Genomic DNA, 18,551 nt, shown 5'->3' with positions numbered 1-18,551 from the left:
TCTATTTTTAATATAAGGGAGTATAATAGAAATGAAATATAAATATACTTTTGAAGTGCTTAATGATGAAATATTAAGCATGAGGGTACCAAAGGAAATTAAACTTGTTGGAACCTTTTTATATGTTGAAGTTTCTGCATTTGGAGATTGGATTTTAGAAGAGATACATAGTGTTTTAAACGGGGAAAAGGATTATGGAGAAGTAAATGGCAACATTTGCGGTTTAGAAATTCGAAGAGATACAACTATTGTGCTAGACAATTTAGCTGAAGATGGTAAAGGTGAATTTTGTGAGATAGAAACGGTTGAATTAGTACATTTAATTCATATTTGGCTGGACAAACAAAAAAAGTTTAAAAAAGAGAAAACACAGGAGTAAAATAACTTAAAAGGCTGACTTCTGCATGAAGTCAACCTTATTTATTACTTTACATATCACCTACTATCTATAGCACGGATTTTTCGGAAACCTGGCGAACCAAAATCCCGAAAACCTCCCCCGCCCCTAATAAAAATAACCGGTATTTTTCACCAGCTATAATTTAAACGCTCAATTTGTAAAAGGAACTAGAAATACATATATCATTAAAGCGGCAAACGGAATGCAAATCCAAATGTTTCTTGATTAATCAACTGGTAGGATTATATCAGCATTTCCAATTTATTAATAGGAGAATATATAACTATGAAATATAGCTATGAATTTAGTAAAGGACCTTTTGATATATTGCTTATTAACTTACCTGAAGAAATCGCTTTAGTTGGTGAGTTTTTAGAATCTGATGTTCATGGTAAAGAGTGGATAGAAGAACTTGATGAAGTTTTGAATAAAGAAATTGATTGTGCAAATTTTGGTGGAAACTCTTGCGATTTGGAAGTTAAACCAGATTTCACTACGATTATACATCGTTATGTAGAAGATGAAGAGTACACTTGCAGAATTGAAACAATTGAATTAAAGAACTTGATGTTAGTATGGCTAGAAGAGTATGAGAATTACTTACAAAACCGTGATTCCAACTAATATAAGGTATTTGTTAAATCCGATTCAATGTGACATGAGTCGGATTTACATTTTAATTTATATACTTTGATAAAGAGTTATCTGCAAAAAAGACAGCAAGGGCACTATTCCTGCTGTCTTAAAAAGTATTTATAAATTTTCTGCAACGGCTAGTAAATAATATGATAATCCGATTTGCTGTTTTTCTAACATCTCTCTATGAAAATCATCTTGAAGGAAAAACTTTGTTTGATTCACGTAATCTTCTTTGCTAATTGTATGACCGTTTTTATTTAAAAACTTGATATGCTGTTTAACGACATCATGTACACTTGAATCGTCATACTTAACTCCATTTCTTAAAAATTCAGCCATTCTATCTGTGAAATTTTTTGCTTCAATAGCCATCTTATTTATATCATTCACATTGATGGAATCAGTATTAAGGTCAAAATTATATTTTTCTTTTAAATGTGTTTTTTGCTTTTCAAGAGCATTTTTCCATTCTTCCTCTGTTTCAAACCCTTTAAACATTAGTTTATTGTCCATATTCTCACCTTTCTTTGTATATTCTAAAGATACTTTTATTATTTCAATTAGCTGATGATACTGCTCAATTTTCTTTTCAAAAAGCATCATCTGTCTTTCTAAAGTACCGCTCCTATTTGATTCTTCGTCTAACAAATTTTTAATTTCTAACAACGGGATATCCAACTCTTTATAAAAAAGAATTTCCTGTAATCTATTTAATTCTTCTACACCATAATACCGATAGCCTGTTTCACCAATCTCATTAGGAATAAGCAAACCAATTTTATGATAGTGGTAAAGGGTCTTGATGGAAACGCCTGCTATAGCTGATAAATCTTTAACTGTAAATTTCATTATTTCCTCCTTTCAAAATTAACTATGAAGTATTACCTAAGGTTAGAGTCAAGATTTTTTTAGAAATTTATTTACACGATTTATTTAATTGCATTGGATATAACCACGTCTTGGACATTTGAGAATGCAAGAGAATACAACTATGCATATCCAGCACTATACCAGATCACTACTCTAAAAGAACGATTAGTTTAACATTTCGTTTTATCCGGACATCATTAAAAAGAGCGAACACACTTAAACTTATAAGAAAAAAACAAATATTGAAACCGCCCGATCATTTTGAAATAGACGATATTAGAGAATTATTCGAGATCGTAAAAGAGAAGGACGCCGAGTAAGCGTTCTTTTTATTGGATAAATTTACCGTAATATTTGTTATACTTAACATAGGTAAACTACGGGGATTTTTTCCGAATTGTAGGTGGAAGCAAATCATACGTAAAGGTACAGAAAAAGTACTTGTGGTATCTGTAAAAAGTTAGCTTTAATTGAATCACGATAGTAAATTGTAGCTATATTATTATCTATAAAGTAGGTGCATTATTATAATGATTTTGGATGACACGAATACAATAGGAGCCCTTGCTTTTCTATTTTTTATGATTTATCTTGCAACCGACCCGAGAGACTTAAGTTTACTAGCAATACCGGCTTACTTCGGTGGAATGTTAGTCGCTCACTGGCTTACTGAAAATGGATTTCAAGATACATATATTTATACGACTTGGATTGTTATCTACTCCCTTGTAATGATTTATCTTATCATCGCTTCAATTCGTCTAGGTATAAAAAACGTAGTCTATATTAAAGAAAAAATAAAAAAACATAGAGCTTTAAGGAAATAACGTAAAAAGAAGCCGCTCTCACAGGCGGTTTTATTTTACTTTTACAGTAACACGGCGACCATATCGTCTAAGACTTCCTCTTTTAGATGTAAGAACACTGTTACCTCTTCTCTCGTCATACCACGAAATTCATGTATACCGTCCAATAGCAACCAAGGCGCATTACCTACGATATTCCGATATCACTTTTTCGATATTTCTTCTTTACCCATCATAAAAGTATGATGGGTAAAGAAGAGATTTTAAATATCACAAGGCCTCCAAAAATACATGGTTTCTACGAAGCTGAGATTGCAGTAGATGGAATGCCAAAATCTTTACCATCAAGATTCTTCCCAGATCATTGGAGTAGAACAGAGGTACTTCAAGCAATTGAAACAGCTTATAATAAGAAGATATATGAAGGAAGAGGAAATAGATATGTTGGTACATTGCCTAATGGTATAAAGATTAGGTTATTTCTTGACTCAAACGGAAGAATAATTTCAGTATATCCAATTTATTAATTGATAGAAGAGGTGAAGTTAGTTTATGAAATATAAATATAAAATTTACATATGCCCTTTAAATATCTTAAGAATTGAACTTCCAGAAGAAATTTCTTTAGTTTCGGATTTTTTAGAAGACGATATCCATAGTGAGCATGGTCTACAATATCTTAATAGAGTATTAAATGGCGAAGTTGACCATATTGAAATAGGTGGAAATAGCTGCGATTTGAAAATACAAGCAGATTATACTAAAATTGTTCATCGTTATTATGAAGAAGAAGAGAATACTTGCGAAATTGAAACAATTGAATTAAAGAACTTAATGTTAGTATGGTTAGAAGAGTTTGAGAATTACTTACAAAACCGTGATTCCAACTAATGTAAGGTATTTATTATTATTTTACACTTACATACTTCTCACTCTCAGTAATATTAAAAACATCTCCAGCTAACCTATTCATCATAAGCAACTCAACAACAAACAAAAAACCTTCCTATAATATGATATGAAAGAGTGTCTTTTTTTTGCTTAGACCAAGTTAAAGAATGATATTGATTTCTACTATAATTCTGTATAACCCTTTTCTCCACCTAGAAACTTAAATCTATTCACACCGAATTTTTTAATTATATGTGCTTTCATCGCTTCAAAATCTTCCCCAAAAGCAAGAATTGGATTTCTTAAAAAAGACATTTTTTCTTCTCCATCATAAATTCTAGCTTTTATTATTTCTTTGTCAGAGTGAAACAATATATTGATTCCTTTGTAATAATATTCACAGTACCCTTCCTCGTCCTTCTCACTCTTGTCTTCGAACGGAACACATTCAATATAATAAATATTCCCATTAATATTTACCGATTCCATTTAACATTTCTCCCTTTAAAAAATATGGTAACTACTCAGCCATACAGTTCATTTAGAAGTTTTGTAAGCCAGCAAAAACACGCTTACCCATAATTGCTGCCATGAAGATAAAAATGGGCCAACACCTCGCTACCTTTCTTTGTTTTAAAACTTTGCACGTGGCAGAAATAGGAACTGACCGCTACTATACATAGCCAGTCCCTCCCTGGCCATTAAAAAAAATGCTTTTCTATCGTTTTTTCATAAAGTGACTGAGTAGTTACAAAATATGTATCATAAACCAGATCAATATACAGCAAATCCTTTACATAAAAAAAGACTCTGTAATTTTACAGAGTCCAAAATTGAAAAATATAAAGATATTTAATAGTATCAGAAATCACGGGTGGAATAAGCGTTCTTCCGAAGATACAATACGTACCGCCCCTGAAAAACCAGACACTTTTATCTATTTCACCACAAACCTCGTCTTACTACACCCATCTTTCTGCTTCATTACTTCTAGCACTGCTGGCATTGCATTCTTCAATTCTTGTACGTGCGAGATTACACCAATGAAACGGCCTGATTTTTGAAGATCAATTAAAGCATCTACTGCTTTCGTTAATGATTCTTCATCTAATGAACCGAAGCCTTCGTCAATGAACATCGTTTCAATGGAAATACCGCCTTCGTATGATTGGATGATATCGGCCATACCGAGTGCTAGGCAAAGAGAGGCGTTAAATTTTTCACCGCCGGATAATGTTTTTACATCACGTGTTTGCCCTGTATAGGCATCATATACATCTAATCCTAAACCGCTTTGACGATTTCGTTTTTCGACGCGTTCACTTCGTTTTAAGTAAAACTGTCCGTTCGATAGTTTACGAAGTCGTTCATTGGCTACTTGAACAATTTGCTCTAAATATTCTATTAAAATGTAACGCTCAAATGAAATGCGACTTTCATTGTCACCTTTCATTACTTCATATAAATCCACGAGCTCTTGGAATGCAGTTTCTTCTTCATGAATTTGTTCATCAATGCGGCGGATATTTTCATGTAGATCGGAAATATATTCATTGGCATTTTTCGTACGCTGACGTTGTTCTTTTATAATATCAAGCTGAATTGCCAATTCTTTCAACTGTTCTTCTAGCTCTGTTAATTCTGTCCATTCTTTTCCGCGAAGCGCCTCTGTTAATTCTTCAATTTGTTTTGTTAATACTTCGAGCGCCCCGTAATACGATTGAATGTGTTGTTGTAAGCCCGTTCGCTCTGCGTCAGATAATTTAGCTTCTGTGTATGCTTGCTGACTTGCAAAACCACTTGCTTCAAGTTCTGTCAAAAAGCGTGTATATTGTTCTTCTTTTTTCTCAGTTCTTTGTATACATTGTTGCTGCGCTGCTTTATATGCTTCTTCCACACGAATTTTTTCACTCACACTGCGCTGAAATTCATCTTGTGCTCTTTGCCATGCTTCGTGCAGGCGGTGAAGTAAAGTAGCTTTGGCTTCATATGCTGCTTGCCACGCTTCTAATGTTTGCATCTCTGCTGGTATTTTTTCTTTGTCATTTTCATACGCTGTTCGCAGTTGAATCGATTCCATTTCAGAGCGATGTAACTTTTCTTCTACATCACGTTTAGCCCCCTGCAATCTATCTAATTGTTCGTCTAGCTTTTGCAGCTGCGGTGATAGTTGTTTCCGTTCTTCTTCAGTCGCTTTTAACTCGTTTACTTCTGCAGCTAGTTGTTTTCCTTGCTGGATTAACGTTTGATACACATCTCCTAGCTCTGATATAGCGTATCCACGACTCTGCACTTCTTTACATAACTCTTCATATTGCCCTTTATAAAAATTACATTTTTCTTCTATTTGAACGAATTGCTTTTCAGCTTGTGCTTTTTGTTCTCGAAGACGATTTAACTGTTCTTCATCAATAGACAATTCTTGTTCAGTCGCTTTATTCGGGTGTGCAGTACTGCCACAAACCGGGCAAGGTTTACCATCATGTAAATGAATTGCCAACTGACCAGCTTGTTCGCTTAACCAGGATTTCTCCAAAGTTTCATATGCTTGCTGAGCAGCATTCATATGTTCGAAGGCACCTTTTCTTTCCCTCTCATATTTTTGCACTTCTTGCCACACTTGGTAAGTATCTTTTAATACTTTTGCATCTTCACGCATACGACTTAACTGTTCTGCTTTTGTTATATATTGTTCCAGTGCTTGTTCCATCTGTTTTAGCTTACTAGAAAGCTGTTGTTTTTGTGCACTACCGAATTCTTGTTGCTCCTCTAACTTGCTTATCTCAAGCTTAAATTGCTCCACTTGTTTTTCTGACGCCGCTAATTTTTGTTTTTTATCAGCAAATGTTGCAATAACCTCTTTTAATTCTTCTAACATTTGAATGTTTCGCTTCGTTTCTTCACGGACCGTTTCATTGCTTTTTTCTTGTTCGTACTGCCGCTCTGCACGTTCATAAGCGAGTACAAGTTGTTCTTGTTTGGCAGCTATTTGCTTCATGTATTGCTCAGCTTGCTCCGCGCTTTGAACCGCTTCACCATACCACTGTTCGAACGGTAATAACCGGTTTGCTTGCTCTGCTTGTTTCAATTGTTGTTCTTTCACTTCAATAGAAGAACGTTCCTGCCCTAATAAATCATAACGATTTTGTTTTGTTTGCAAATCTTGCAATCTATCATTCAATGCTTTTGCCTCATGATAACCTGTTTCTGCTTCTTTTAATTGCTTCAGCTGCACTGCTTCTTGCTGTTCGAATTGATTTGCTTGTTTTTCATAAAAATCCATTTCTTGTTGAAGTGCTTCTACTACTTGATGTGTATTCACATGTTCTTGATTTGCCAATATTTCAAGTCGTGTACCATCCCGCATAGGAAGCTTGAAAACATTACGAAAGTACAATTCTCGTTCTTTTTGCTTTTCTTGCAGAACATCTTTCCATTCTTTACGCTTTTGATCTAATAACTCTCTCATTAATTTATATCGATCTGTTTTAAAAATGCGGCGTAAAATTTCCTCTTTATTTTCTGTTTCAGATGTTAAAAGTTTACGAAATTCACCTTGTGGAAGCATCACAATTTGGCTAAATTGATGTTTACTAAGACCAATTAAATCTTCCACTTTTTTGTTTACATCTGTCACATGGAAGCGATCTACACATGGAATCTTCTCGTCATCAACAACTTCATAAAATTCAATCGCATGGCCCGTAATCGTTTTATTACCTTCCTTTTTATGACCAAGTTGCCGCTTTATACAATAGGTTTTTTCTTTTAATTGAAATAATAATTCAACGCTTGTATAAACGTTATCATCAGCAAATTGACTACGAAGCATACTCGTATCATTGCGTTCTTCTCCACTCGCTTCTCCGTACAGCGCATAACAAATCGCATCAAAAATCGTTGTTTTTCCTGCACCTGTATTTCCAGAAATAGTAAAGATCCGATGTTCACCTAATTCTTCAAAATCGATCGTTTCTTGCTGTTTATATGGGCCAAACGCTGTCATAATAAGTTTGATAGGTCTCATGCTCTCTCCCCCTCTCGTTCATGAACTGTCTTTAATACTTCTAAGAAGAGACGCTCTTTTTCTTCTGATAACTCTATCCCTTTCATTTCTTTATAAAAAGCTTTCACAAGGGAAAGATCATCCATTTTATGACGTGAAGTGACTGCAATATTTTCATTTGCTAATTTTTTTCTTTGTATAACACGCTCTACATGCATTGCATTCGGATAAACAGAACGAATCTTTTCCATCGGCTGCAATACAGGATTTTCATCTAGTAATTTTACATATACATAGTCTTCGCATACAGGATGTTGCAACAATTCATCAATTTTTGCCTCAACCGTTCTCATTTTACGCTTTGGTGTTAATGATCGTTTTTCAAGTGTTACTTGCCCTGATTCATTTAATTCAACAATGTAATACCCCTTTTTATGATGTTCTTCCGAAATAGAATAAGCGAGCGGCGAACCTGCATAGCGAATTGTTTCATTTCGTACGTAATGCGCCTGATGCAGATGGCCGAGCGCCGTGTAATGAAAAGCATCAAAATAATGACTATTTACATATTCTGCTCCGCCAATAGATAATGGTCTTTCAGCATCGCTTGTATTTTCTTCTGCTTCCCCTGATGATGTTACAAAAGCATGTCCGATAAAAACATGACGCGCCTCTTTGTCCATACTTTCCGATAACTCATTCATAAAAATACGCATTGCATCATCATGACTACGAATGTCATCATTTTTCATAACATGACGGACGATGCCCGGATCAACATATGGGACTAAATGAAAATGTACTTCTCCATATTCATCATGCATAACAACTGGCTCATATGGATATTGAAATTGTCCAACAATGTGTAAGCCTTGCTTCTTCATTAAACTACTTCCAAAATGAATACGATCTGGACTATCATGATTTCCTGCTATCGCTAATACTGGTGTTTGTAATTCAATTACAATTTTTTGTAATGTTTCATGTAATAAATCTACCGCCTCTGTAGGCGGGATGGCACGGTCGTATAAGTCTCCCGCAATAATGACAGCATCTGGTTTTTCTTCTTCTACTGCTTGTATAAATTGTTCTAAAACATAGTGCTGATCTTCTGTCATATAAACACCATGAACAAGCTTTCCTAAATGCCAATCGGCTGTATGAAAAAATTTCATCTTTCCCTTCCTTTCTTTTCTATTAATTCACAGATTGAAGTGAAATAAGTTGATATAAAAGCGTCGTTCTTCCCTCTGTCCATTCCACTTTCTTTACAACGGCACTTCCAACAAGCTCTTGTCTTGTTTTATATACTGGCAATATTTCATCCACTACAAATAAATGATATCCTTCTAACATTAACTGAAATATATTATCTTCTGTATGTAATCGTTTCTCGGTTTCGTTCGCAATAATCTTTGTATGCATTTCAAAATTCATGCAAAAACACCCCTTTTTTATGTCTCTATTTTATAGTATAGCGGGCATTACTGATTGACAAGAGAATGAGTGAGAAAGGTATAACTTCCCTAATGAAAACTCATTCGGCTTCTGCCATTATTCACTTGTAGTATGAGAAAAGTAGCAACAGAATATAAAGTGAAACTTTAATCAGTGGGGGTTTTCTTCATCCCCACTGATTATTAGCCCTCACCAATCGGGCTTTTACGGGCAGTTTATCTCCCACCTAACTTCTTCAGAAAAGCGGAAGCGGCTCGCTCAGAATCGCAGGACGCCCACGCACAGGGCGGAGAGGCGCTTTTTGCCTCGTCCGAGGGGGCGAAACGACCGGAGATTCTAGCCGCTAGAGCTGGACAACGCTTTCGCCGAATTTTGAGGTGGGAGTATTACTGCCCACAAATAGCGGGATAAAATACATACCCAACTGTTTTAAATCCTTAAGTGATTTATTACTATCGATTTTTTATTTTTTTCATTACGGTATGTGAAATTAATAATCACTTAAAAATAAAAGTGCCTGAAACGGCACTTTTATTTTTGTAAGTAATCCTTCATCACAGCATACAAAATAATGAATAATAGCACTGTCATAAAAAGCCATGAAAAAATTGCAACGTAATTATTTTCAGCTAATGCAAAGCTAATGGCAATTGTTAAAATGAAAATTGGAAATACCAATCGTACTTTATCTTGTATCGTATCCTGTTCTGAATCTTCTTGATGAAAATAAAAAGTTAAACCAATCATAAGACAAGACAAAATAATGACCGATAATAACAAAGGCCCTGGCATTCCAATCTCCCCTTCCTTTACTTTCTTAGGGCGTATGAAGTAAAACATTCTATATGTATTAAAAATAAACTCATGAACAAACCTAAAAACGAAAATAAAGCTACAATATAGAAAACTCGTTATATCTACTTATTAAAACCTTTATTATAAAAAATTACAAATCATATGTTTTATAATACGTTAGAAGTTTTATATTCCTTTTTCTTTTATAAAATCCTTCCAAAATATCTCGCCAAAATATGCGGCAATTTTACTCTTTGTTCATTCATATAAAGAATATTTCTCTCTTTCTCCAAAAAACACAAAAAAACGCATTACTATTAAAGATCATGCCTATTTTCTACAGTATATTCACTTGCTCTTCATTTTAAAACAAAGAAAGACATGTGATATTGCAGGATTAAAGAAAAAAAACAAGAAATTTATATATAAAAGCACACTTACTCTGTCTTTTTACAAAATGTTTATTTGTTTCGACACTGACACAACTTGTGAAAACAAACAGAGCAATACAAAGGAGGATATACTATGACTGATCAAGTCCTATTTTCAATTCACGCAAACGGTGTAGCCACCATAACGTTAAATCGCCCAAAAGCATTAAACTCTATTTCTTATGAAATGTTAGGACCGATTACACAAAAATTGAAAGAATGGGAAGTTGATAATCAAATTCATCTTGTCATTATAAAAGGCGCAGGTACGAAGGGCCTTTGTGCCGGGGGCGACATTAAGACTCTTTACGAAGCACGTGTAGATGACTCTGCCATGCAAAAAGCAGAGAAATTTTTTGAAGATGAATTTCAATTGGATATGCTCATTTATAAGTTTTCTAAACCGATTGTTGCATGTTTAGATGGCTTTGTTATGGGCGGAGGCGTTGGCCTCACTTACGGAGCTAGTCATAGAATTGTAACTGAGCGAACAAAATGGGCTATGCCAGAAATGAACATTGGTTTTTTCCCTGATGTCGGAGCTTCTTTTTTCTTAAATAAAGCTCCGGAATATACAGGTCGTTACTTAGCATTAACAGCTTCTGTCATTAAAGCCCCTGATGTACTATATATAAATGCTGCAGACTTTTACATGACAAGCGAAAAATTGAATGCTCTTCTTACTCATATTGAACAAGTAGATTGGCATGCAAAAGATATCCATACATCATTAACAGAGCTAATCAATGACTATTCTGAGTTTCCTACTACCGAAAGTGAACTATCATCGTTCCAATCAAATATTGATAGACATTTTTCTTATTACACGGTTGAAGAAATTATCCATTCTTTAGAAAAAGATACAAGCCATTTTGCAACGCAAACAAAAGAAACACTGTTGTCAAAATCACCTTTCTCTTTAAAGATAACTTTAAAACAATTTATTGATGGAAAAGAAAAAACATTAGAAGAATGCTTTGCTACTGATCTTGTACTCGCTAAAAACTTTCTGAAACATGAAGATTTTTTCGAGGGAGTACGTTCAGTTGTCATTGATAAGGACCAAAACCCTCAATATAAATATAAACATTTAGAAGATGTTTCAGACGAAGATGTAAATAATTTTTTCCATCTCTAAAAAGCTAATAATAGCAAGTGAATTTCCAGCGGTAAATGTTTTTTTCAATGGCTCAGTTAACGTTTAATGTTGATTTTCATGTTAAAATTGAAGTATGTAACAACATGTCGCTACAAAAAGAACGGAGCAAATACGGTGAAAATGCATCTTCAAGAAAGTTTATATGTTGAGTTAAAAAATGCAATTCGTTGTCATTATAACGAACTTATAACTAGGTGCGGTGTTGACACAATATATGGGTACTCCATATTAACAGACGATTGTGTCAATAGCATTGGACCAGTGGCTAATAAAGAAAGACTGATCAAAGTTAATAAATTGGACCCTTTATACAATTATTATAGATATGGAGCTGTTGAGTGGAGCGAATGGGACGATTTCGGAATGTTTGATGAAGTGAACAAAATTATTAAGAAATATCATGAAACCGTCGAAGATGACTTTAACATGCGAGTAAATACACTGTTGAATGAATCGTTAAATGTGTTAATGGAACTTGAATCAGAAGGATTGTTTGGAGACAGAAATGATAATCGATTTATTGTCATTTCTGTAACTGATTCATCGAACGAAATCATGATTGAATCAGCTCGATTGCTTAATACATTAAAGATATACGAAGAATATGCTTCAGAATTTGCATAAGAATGAATATAAGTAAAACTGCTCTCTATAAGAGGCGGTTTTCTTTTGTTCGAAAGTCAACAATTAATATTAACAGAGCCTTTTCAATAAAAAAGTGTCCATGATATTGGACACTTTTTTACATTTCTTTTAAAACCAGCGTTCTGTCACTACTTTTTTACGTGTATAAAATTGTACACCATCTTTTCCGTTTGTACCTAGGTCACCGTAGAAAGAAGCTTTATTTCCTGCAAATGCGAAAAATGCCATTGGAGCTGGAACGTTAACATTCACACCAATCATGCCAGCATCGATATTATCACGGAATGTTTGTGCGTGTTTACCACTTGACGTATAAATGACTGCACCATTTGCAAATTTTGATTGGTTTGTAAGCTTAATTCCTTCTTCTAAATCCTTTACTCTCACAATGCTTAATACTGGAGCAAAAATTTCATCTTGCCAAATTTTCATATCTTGATTCACACCATCAAAGATTGTTGCTCCAACGAAATACCCTTCGTGGGCTTCTTCATTAATTTTACGGCCATCTACTAATAAAGTAGCTCCATCTGCTACACCGCTATTAATATAGCCTAGTACACGCTCTTTATGAGATTCACGAATTAATGGACCTACATAATTCTCTTCATGGAAACCATCACCGACTTTTAATTTACGCGTTTCTGATACAAGAACATCAATGAATTCATCAGCAATTTCATCAACTACCGCTACAACAGAGCATGCCATACAGCGTTCTCCACTACTCGCAAATGCAGAACCAATGACACCTTGTACTGTCTTTTCAATATTGCAGTCTGGCATAACAATTGCATGGTTTTTCGCTCCCGCAAGTGCTTGCACTCGTTTTCCATATTTTGTTCCTGTTTCGTATACATAGCGTGCAACTGGCTCAGATCCAACAAATGAAACAGCTTGAATATCTTTATTTTCTAAAATGCTATTTACAACATCTTTTCCACCTTGTACTAAGTTTAAAACCCCTTTCGGGAAGCCCGCTTCATAGAATAATTCTACTAGTTTTTCTGCTAAAAGCGGCGTTCTTTCAGATGTTTTTAATACAAATGCATTACCACAAGCGATTGCTAATGGGAACATCCATAGTGGAATCATCATTGGGAAGTTGAACGGAGTAATACCAGCAACAACTCCAATTGGGTATCTCCAAATTGAACCATCGATTCCACCTGCAATATTTGGAAGTGCTTCCCCCATCATTAAATTTGGTGTTGATGTTGCCAGTTCTACAGCTTCAATTCCTCGCTGCACTTCGCCAGTTGCATCTTTTAATGTTTTACCATTTTCTAATGTAATAATTTTTGCAAGCTCATCTTTGTTTTCTTGTAAAAGTTGTAAATATTTATATAACTGTCTTGAGCGATTTGGAACTGGTACTTTAGACCATGTTTCATATGCTGCTTTCGCAGCTTCAACAGCACGATCCACATCTTCTTTTGGAGAAAGTGGAACATAAGCAATTATTTTCCCAGTCGCAGGATTCGGAACAGCTTCCACTTCTGTGCCAGTAGATTCTACCCATTCACCATTAATATGATTTTTCACGCGTTTAATTTCTGTTGTAATCATTGTATTCGCTCCTTTTTATTTTTTATATTTGCTAGTATTCATTGTTGTTTATGACTAGAGGTTAATTGTTCACCGACCTTTTGATATAAAGCAGCCATGTCTTTTTCACCATATCCTGCTTTACCAGCTTCATCATACAAATTCAAAAGCATTTCACTTACTGGTAAGTGAAGCTCACTTTCTTTTGCTAAATCAACTGCAAATCCTAAGTCTTTCTTTAGTAGATTTACAGTAAACCCTGGTTCATAGTTTTCTGGCGCAATAAAGCTTTTATAATTGCGCTCATAAATTCTACTTTGTCCATAACTCACATTTAAAATATCAAACATTTTATCTAAATCCATATTGTTTTTCTTTGCTAATGTCAGAGCTTCACTAACACCCGCTGTATAAAAACCAATTAATAAGTTATTAATCAATTTTACAGTCGTACCACTATCAATTTTCTCACTCACATGAAATATATTTTCTCCCAATACTTCCATCACTGGTAAACCTTTTTCATATACTTCTTTTGATCCACCAACCATAAAAGTTAATGTGCGGTTTTCCGCTCCAATCACTCCACCGCTAACCGGTGCAGCCAAGAAATCGACTTTTTTATCCTTCGCAGCATCTGCAAGCTTTTTATTTAGTTGCGGAGCTACTGTACTTGTATCAATTAAAACAACATTCGAATGACTATTCTCAATTAAACCTTCTTCGCCAAAATAAACAGCTTCAACAGCTCGCGGTGACGGTAAACTTGTAAAAATCAAATCACATGTTTCTGCTAATTTTCCAATTGATAAACCGATGATTCCTCCTTCTTTCTCGAAGGAAGCTTCAGCCTCTTTATTTAAATCGACTCCATATACCGTATAATTTGATTTAACTAAATTTTTAGACATCGGAAGACCCATATTACCTAAGCCGATAAAACCAATCTTTTTCATACTGCTCTCCTCCTATTTAAACAATATATTTCCCGCGATTTATAATCGTTTTTGCAATTTCTCTCTTTTTCGTAAACAAGTTCGTGTATAAAGGTACTGACAGTTGACGAATTTCATTTAGAATGGCGTTTCTAGTTTGCTCTTCTTGCACCGCTGCAGAAAGAAGAACAATTGCTGCTGATTCTACTTTTCGATATCCTTCTTCACAAAGCACATCCGTTATAAACTGTTTTGCACATTCTTTTTCTTCACCATTTTTACTTATCGCTTTCTTTGTACGTAAAAATGCCGATTCCATTACATATACATCTTTCAACATGTCTGCTAACACGCGTGAATATTCTTGTTCTTGTTCGATTTTTAATTCAGGAGTTTGAGATAGCGTTTTCAAAGATTGCTTCAATAATTGTTTCGATAATAAAATATAACGATGATTTCGTTCTACATTTTCAAATTTGTCTTCATCTACTTGGTCCCCTAGTTGTTTCGTTTGTTTCATTAACATTTTCGCAACTGTTAAGCGGTTAATTTCATTCGTCCCTTCAAATATACGGCTAATTCTAGCATCACGGTATAATCGTTCTACTTCATATTCTTGCATATAACCATAACCACCATGAATTTGTACCGCCTCATCCACAATGTTTCCAAGTGTTTCTGAAGCATTCACTTTGTTGATCGCACACTCCATTGCAAATTGAGACATTTTCTGCATAATACCTTCATCACCCTCATGAATTGCTTCATCAATTACGCCTGCTGTTCGATAAGCTGCGCTCTCTGCACCGTATGTAGCGATAATCATATTTGCAATTTTCTCTTGAATCATCGTGAAATCAACTAATTCTGTTTGAAACTGTTTTCGTTCTTTTCCGTATTGAACAGATAAGCCAATTGCTTGCTTTGCTGTTCCAATATTTCCGAAAGCAAGTTTCAATCTAGCAAAATTGAGAATATTAAGAGCTACGTGATGTCCCTTTCCTACTTCCCCTAGTACATTTTCAGCAGGTATGACAACATCCTCTAAAATCAGTGTCGCAGTTGAAGAACCTTTAATACCCATTTTCTTTTCTTCTAGGCCAATCGAAACGCCTTCACATGTTCTTTCGACAATAAATGCTGTCATTCCTTTATTTGTCTTTGCAAAAACAACATATACGTCAGCCATATGTGCATTTGTAATCCATTGTTTTTCACCATTTAATGTCCAAGCTGTTCCTTCTTCATTTAAGACAGCACTTGTTTTTGCACTTAATGCATCAGATCCAGCATTAGGCTCTGTTAAAGCATAAGCTCCGATCCATTCGCCTGATGCAATTTTAGGTAAGTATTTTTCCTTCTGCTCTTTTGTTCCGTAGTATATATATGGCAGCGTTCCTACTCCAGCATGAATATTAAAGGAAACACTAAAGGCTCCTGCATATCCTATCTTTTCCGCTACAAGTCCAGAAACTGCTTTCCCTAATTCAAATCCACCATATTCTTCTGGAACCTCTATACTCAACAATCCAAGTTCTCCAGCCTTTTCAAACAACCTGCGGGAAACTTGATAATTGTGCTGCTCGATATTTTCAATTTGAGGAACAATTTCCTGTTTCACAAATTGTTCTGTTGTTTTTGCGATTAAATCTTCATCACCTGAAAAATCCTCAGGTGTAAAAAAGATTGTATTAAGCTCCTGATTCAGCGAAAAAAATTCTTCCCATTGCAACTTTGTTTTCTCCATCTGTATCCCCCTATCATTTCGGTCTTCATTTTATTCATATGCAAAATCTATGCCAATCTAAAAATTGATAGAACAAGGGCAAAATGAAAAGAAAACGTAAAACTGTCTAGACAGTTTTACACTTGATATAACAATTGTTTAGATCTTGAATCTTGACAATTTATTATAAAGGGTCGCCCTAGAAATCCCTAACAATGCCGCTGCTTTTGACTTATTTCCTTTTGCTTCTTTTAAAACACGTTCAATTAATCCTCTTTCTTCCTCTTCACGCACCACTTTCATTGCTTCTTGTTTTGCTGGTAAAGACTGCATCATAGGTACTAATTTCTTCTGCTCCATATCCCGGTAATAAAATTCTTCTGGTAAATCCTTAGCCCGTATATGTGCATCATCTGATAGTGCAAATAGCCTTTCTAACACATTGATTAGTTCCCTGACATTACCCGGCCAATTATAATGGAACATAAGGCGTAATACCTCTTTATCAAGTGTCTTTTCTTCGGCACCATACATCTGACATAACTTTTGTAAATGTTCTTCAACAATGAGTGGTATATCTTGTTTTCGAAAGCGAAGCGGTGGAATATGAATCGGAATAACATGAAGACGATGATATAAATCCTCCCTAAAGGTTCCTTCTCTAACCATTTGTTTTAAATCTTTATTTGTCGCTGTGATCAGCCTGAAATCAACAGGAATTGGATGTGTACCACCTATTCTTTCTATTTCCCTTTCTTGTAAAACACGTAAAATTTTTACTTGCGTTAATAGTGACATATCGCCAATCTCGTCTAAAAATAATGTTCCATGATTTGCAAGTTCAAACTTCCCTGCCTTCCCATTCTTTTTCGCACCTGTAAAAGCACCTTCTGCATAGCCAAACAATTCAGATTCTAGTAAATTATCAGGAATAGCAGCACAGTTCACACTAATAAACGGACCGTTTTTTGTTATACCGGTATCATGTATCGCACGTGCAAATTGCTCTTTACCAACACCGCTTTCTCCAGTAATTAATACGGATGCTTTTGAACTAGCTGCTTTTCGAGCCATTTTTTTCGTTTCAGAAATTGTTTGACTTTCTCCAAGAATATCTTCAAATCGAATCTGCTTCTTTTTTGGTTTAGAAAACGTTGGTTTGATCGCCCTATCCTTTTGATCAAATCGTTCTAGTATTTTATAAATATCTGAAATCCCTTCATGAATAAGCATCCCTACAGCACCTATCACTCTTCCCTGCTTCCAAATTGGCATCCGGTGCACAACTAGATTCTGTCCTTGCAGACGGTGCACTTGATTTCTTTCTGGTACTCCTGTTTTTAATACAACTGGAAGCCGCGTATTCTCAATTACATTTTCAGCGTGTTGCCCAATTGCTTCTTCCTTCGTAACACCAACAAAACGACTGTACGTTTCATTGAACATTTGGATAACTCCATTTTCATCCACAATTGCAATACCTTCGTATGCAGTATCAAAACAAAGTTTAAACCACTCTATCATTTGATGTGCACATTCGATTTCTTGAACCAAATCTTTATGAAAGGCTAATAATTCCTTATTACTGAACACTCCTTTAAGCTCTCTGTTTTCCTCGCAAGTAACGTAAAGTGGAATATTTTCTAACTCGCTTAATGAAAATTCTTCCCTTACGTTATAGAAAAAATGTCTCAGTATAGTGGCAATCGGTTCATCCCACTCTGAATGATCCTCTAACCACTTTACACAATCAATTAGTTTCACAACCCCAATCACATGATTATTTTCTAAAACAGGGAGTTCTGTGCTCTCTGATTCAGCTAGTATTCGTAATGCTTCTCGAATTGTATCATCTTTCCTCAAAATGTACGGGTCCTGCTTCATCCAATTTCGAACAGAGTCATATTTTGCAGCCATCATAACTGAATTTCCCTTCCTTTAGAATGTCTATACTCCTCTTTTCCTATCTGCATAACATGCTAATGCTGTTCTACCGTGGAAAAAATATTATGATAAAATGCAACTACACAAACGAGGATTTCGTTTCTTTTTCATCAAAAAACTTTTATCCCGCTATTTGTGGGCAGTAAGACTCCCACCTCAAAATTCAGCGGAAGCATTGTCCAGCTCTAGTGGCTAGAATGTTCGGTGGCTTCGCTTCTTCCTACGAGGTAAAAAACACCTCTACGTCAGAAGCTCCATCCCCCTCACATTCTGGGCGAGCCACTTCCACATTTCTTTG

General features: G+C 35.1%; 17 protein-coding genes. 7 read left to right on the top strand and 10 right to left on the bottom strand.

Going from position 1 to position 18,551, the window contains the following annotated elements:
- Positions 1–31: 31 nt before the first annotated feature.
- A complete protein-coding gene (locus tag MR076_RS04735) occupies positions 32–379 on the top strand; it encodes a hypothetical protein (RefSeq protein WP_242218181.1) in 348 nt (115 codons plus the stop codon).
- A 306-nt stretch (positions 380–685) separates the two neighbouring features.
- A complete protein-coding gene (locus tag MR076_RS04730; protein WP_242218179.1) occupies positions 686–1,024 on the top strand; it encodes a hypothetical protein in 339 nt (112 codons plus the stop codon).
- 129 nt (positions 1,025–1,153) lie between these two features.
- Here the strand turns inward: MR076_RS04730 and MR076_RS04725 are convergent, their stop codons facing one another.
- The gene (locus MR076_RS04725) at positions 1,154–1,888 is read right to left on the bottom strand and encodes a MerR family transcriptional regulator (protein ID WP_242218177.1); all 735 of its coding nucleotides are present in this window, start codon (positions 1,886–1,888) and stop codon (positions 1,154–1,156) included.
- A gap of 551 nt (positions 1,889–2,439) precedes the next feature.
- Between MR076_RS04725 and MR076_RS04720 the strand changes: the two genes are divergently transcribed.
- From MR076_RS04720 to MR076_RS04710, 3 genes are all read left to right on the top strand, one after another.
- Positions 2,440–2,736 (top strand): hypothetical protein, encoded by a 297-nt coding sequence (locus tag MR076_RS04720; protein WP_242218175.1) that lies wholly within the window; start codon positions 2,440–2,442, stop codon positions 2,734–2,736.
- A 221-nt stretch (positions 2,737–2,957) separates the two neighbouring features.
- Positions 2,958–3,242, top strand: coding sequence for an EndoU domain-containing protein (locus MR076_RS04715; protein WP_242218173.1), 285 nt, complete (start codon positions 2,958–2,960; stop codon positions 3,240–3,242).
- A 25-nt stretch (positions 3,243–3,267) separates the two neighbouring features.
- Positions 3,268–3,606 (top strand): hypothetical protein, encoded by a 339-nt coding sequence (locus MR076_RS04710; protein ID WP_242218170.1) that lies wholly within the window; start codon positions 3,268–3,270, stop codon positions 3,604–3,606.
- A gap of 183 nt (positions 3,607–3,789) precedes the next feature.
- Here the strand turns inward: MR076_RS04710 and MR076_RS04705 are convergent, their stop codons facing one another.
- From MR076_RS04705 to MR076_RS04685, 5 genes are all read right to left on the bottom strand, one after another.
- Positions 3,790–4,095 carry a hypothetical protein gene (locus tag MR076_RS04705; RefSeq protein ID WP_242218166.1) on the bottom strand — a complete coding sequence of 102 codons (306 nt, stop codon included), beginning with the start codon at positions 4,093–4,095 and terminating at the stop codon, positions 3,790–3,792.
- A 448-nt stretch (positions 4,096–4,543) separates the two neighbouring features.
- Positions 4,544–7,633: an AAA family ATPase gene (locus tag MR076_RS04700; protein ID WP_242218163.1), complete on the bottom strand. Its 3,090-nt coding sequence runs from the start codon at positions 7,631–7,633 to the stop codon at positions 4,544–4,546.
- Complete coding sequence (locus tag MR076_RS04695; RefSeq protein WP_242218161.1) at positions 7,630–8,787, bottom strand: exonuclease SbcCD subunit D; 1,158 nt, start codon at positions 8,785–8,787, stop codon at positions 7,630–7,632. The genes MR076_RS04700 and MR076_RS04695 overlap by 4 nt, the downstream gene beginning before the upstream one ends.
- A gap of 22 nt (positions 8,788–8,809) precedes the next feature.
- The gene (locus tag MR076_RS04690; protein ID WP_242218159.1) at positions 8,810–9,049 is read right to left on the bottom strand and encodes a DUF2584 family protein; all 240 of its coding nucleotides are present in this window, start codon (positions 9,047–9,049) and stop codon (positions 8,810–8,812) included.
- 552 nt (positions 9,050–9,601) lie between these two features.
- Complete coding sequence (locus MR076_RS04685) at positions 9,602–9,862, bottom strand: hypothetical protein (RefSeq protein ID WP_242218156.1); 261 nt, start codon at positions 9,860–9,862, stop codon at positions 9,602–9,604.
- 528 nt (positions 9,863–10,390) lie between these two features.
- Between MR076_RS04685 and MR076_RS04680 the strand changes: the two genes are divergently transcribed.
- The gene (locus MR076_RS04680) at positions 10,391–11,434 is read left to right on the top strand and encodes an enoyl-CoA hydratase/isomerase family protein (protein WP_242218154.1); all 1,044 of its coding nucleotides are present in this window, start codon (positions 10,391–10,393) and stop codon (positions 11,432–11,434) included.
- A gap of 135 nt (positions 11,435–11,569) precedes the next feature.
- On the top strand, positions 11,570–12,079 hold the full coding sequence (locus MR076_RS04675; RefSeq protein ID WP_242218152.1) for a DUF4303 domain-containing protein: 510 nt from the start codon (positions 11,570–11,572) through the stop codon (positions 12,077–12,079).
- Between the two features lie 129 nt (positions 12,080–12,208).
- Here MR076_RS04675 and MR076_RS04670 read toward each other — a convergent pair whose 3' ends face one another.
- From MR076_RS04670 to MR076_RS04655, 4 genes are all read right to left on the bottom strand, one after another.
- The gene (locus tag MR076_RS04670) at positions 12,209–13,669 is read right to left on the bottom strand and encodes a CoA-acylating methylmalonate-semialdehyde dehydrogenase (protein WP_242218150.1); all 1,461 of its coding nucleotides are present in this window, start codon (positions 13,667–13,669) and stop codon (positions 12,209–12,211) included.
- 38 nt (positions 13,670–13,707) lie between these two features.
- Positions 13,708–14,604, bottom strand: a complete 897-nt coding sequence (locus tag MR076_RS04665) for an NAD(P)-dependent oxidoreductase (protein ID WP_242218149.1) — start codon at positions 14,602–14,604, stop codon at positions 13,708–13,710.
- Positions 14,605–14,620: 16 nt separating this feature from the next.
- A complete protein-coding gene (locus MR076_RS04660) occupies positions 14,621–16,330 on the bottom strand; it encodes an acyl-CoA dehydrogenase family protein (RefSeq protein WP_242218148.1) in 1,710 nt (569 codons plus the stop codon).
- Between the two features lie 138 nt (positions 16,331–16,468).
- Entirely contained in the window at positions 16,469–18,229 is a 1,761-nt protein-coding gene (locus MR076_RS04655) for a sigma 54-interacting transcriptional regulator (protein WP_242218146.1), read from the bottom strand.
- Positions 18,230–18,551 lie beyond the last annotated feature (322 nt).

This window comes from Bacillus cereus group sp. BfR-BA-01380, from assembly GCF_022663535.1.
Lineage (GTDB): Bacteria > Bacillota > Bacilli > Bacillales > Bacillaceae_G > Bacillus_A > Bacillus_A cereus_BB.
The sequence above is the reverse complement of the archived record's forward strand: the minus strand, read 5'-3'. Positions and strand labels throughout refer to the sequence as shown.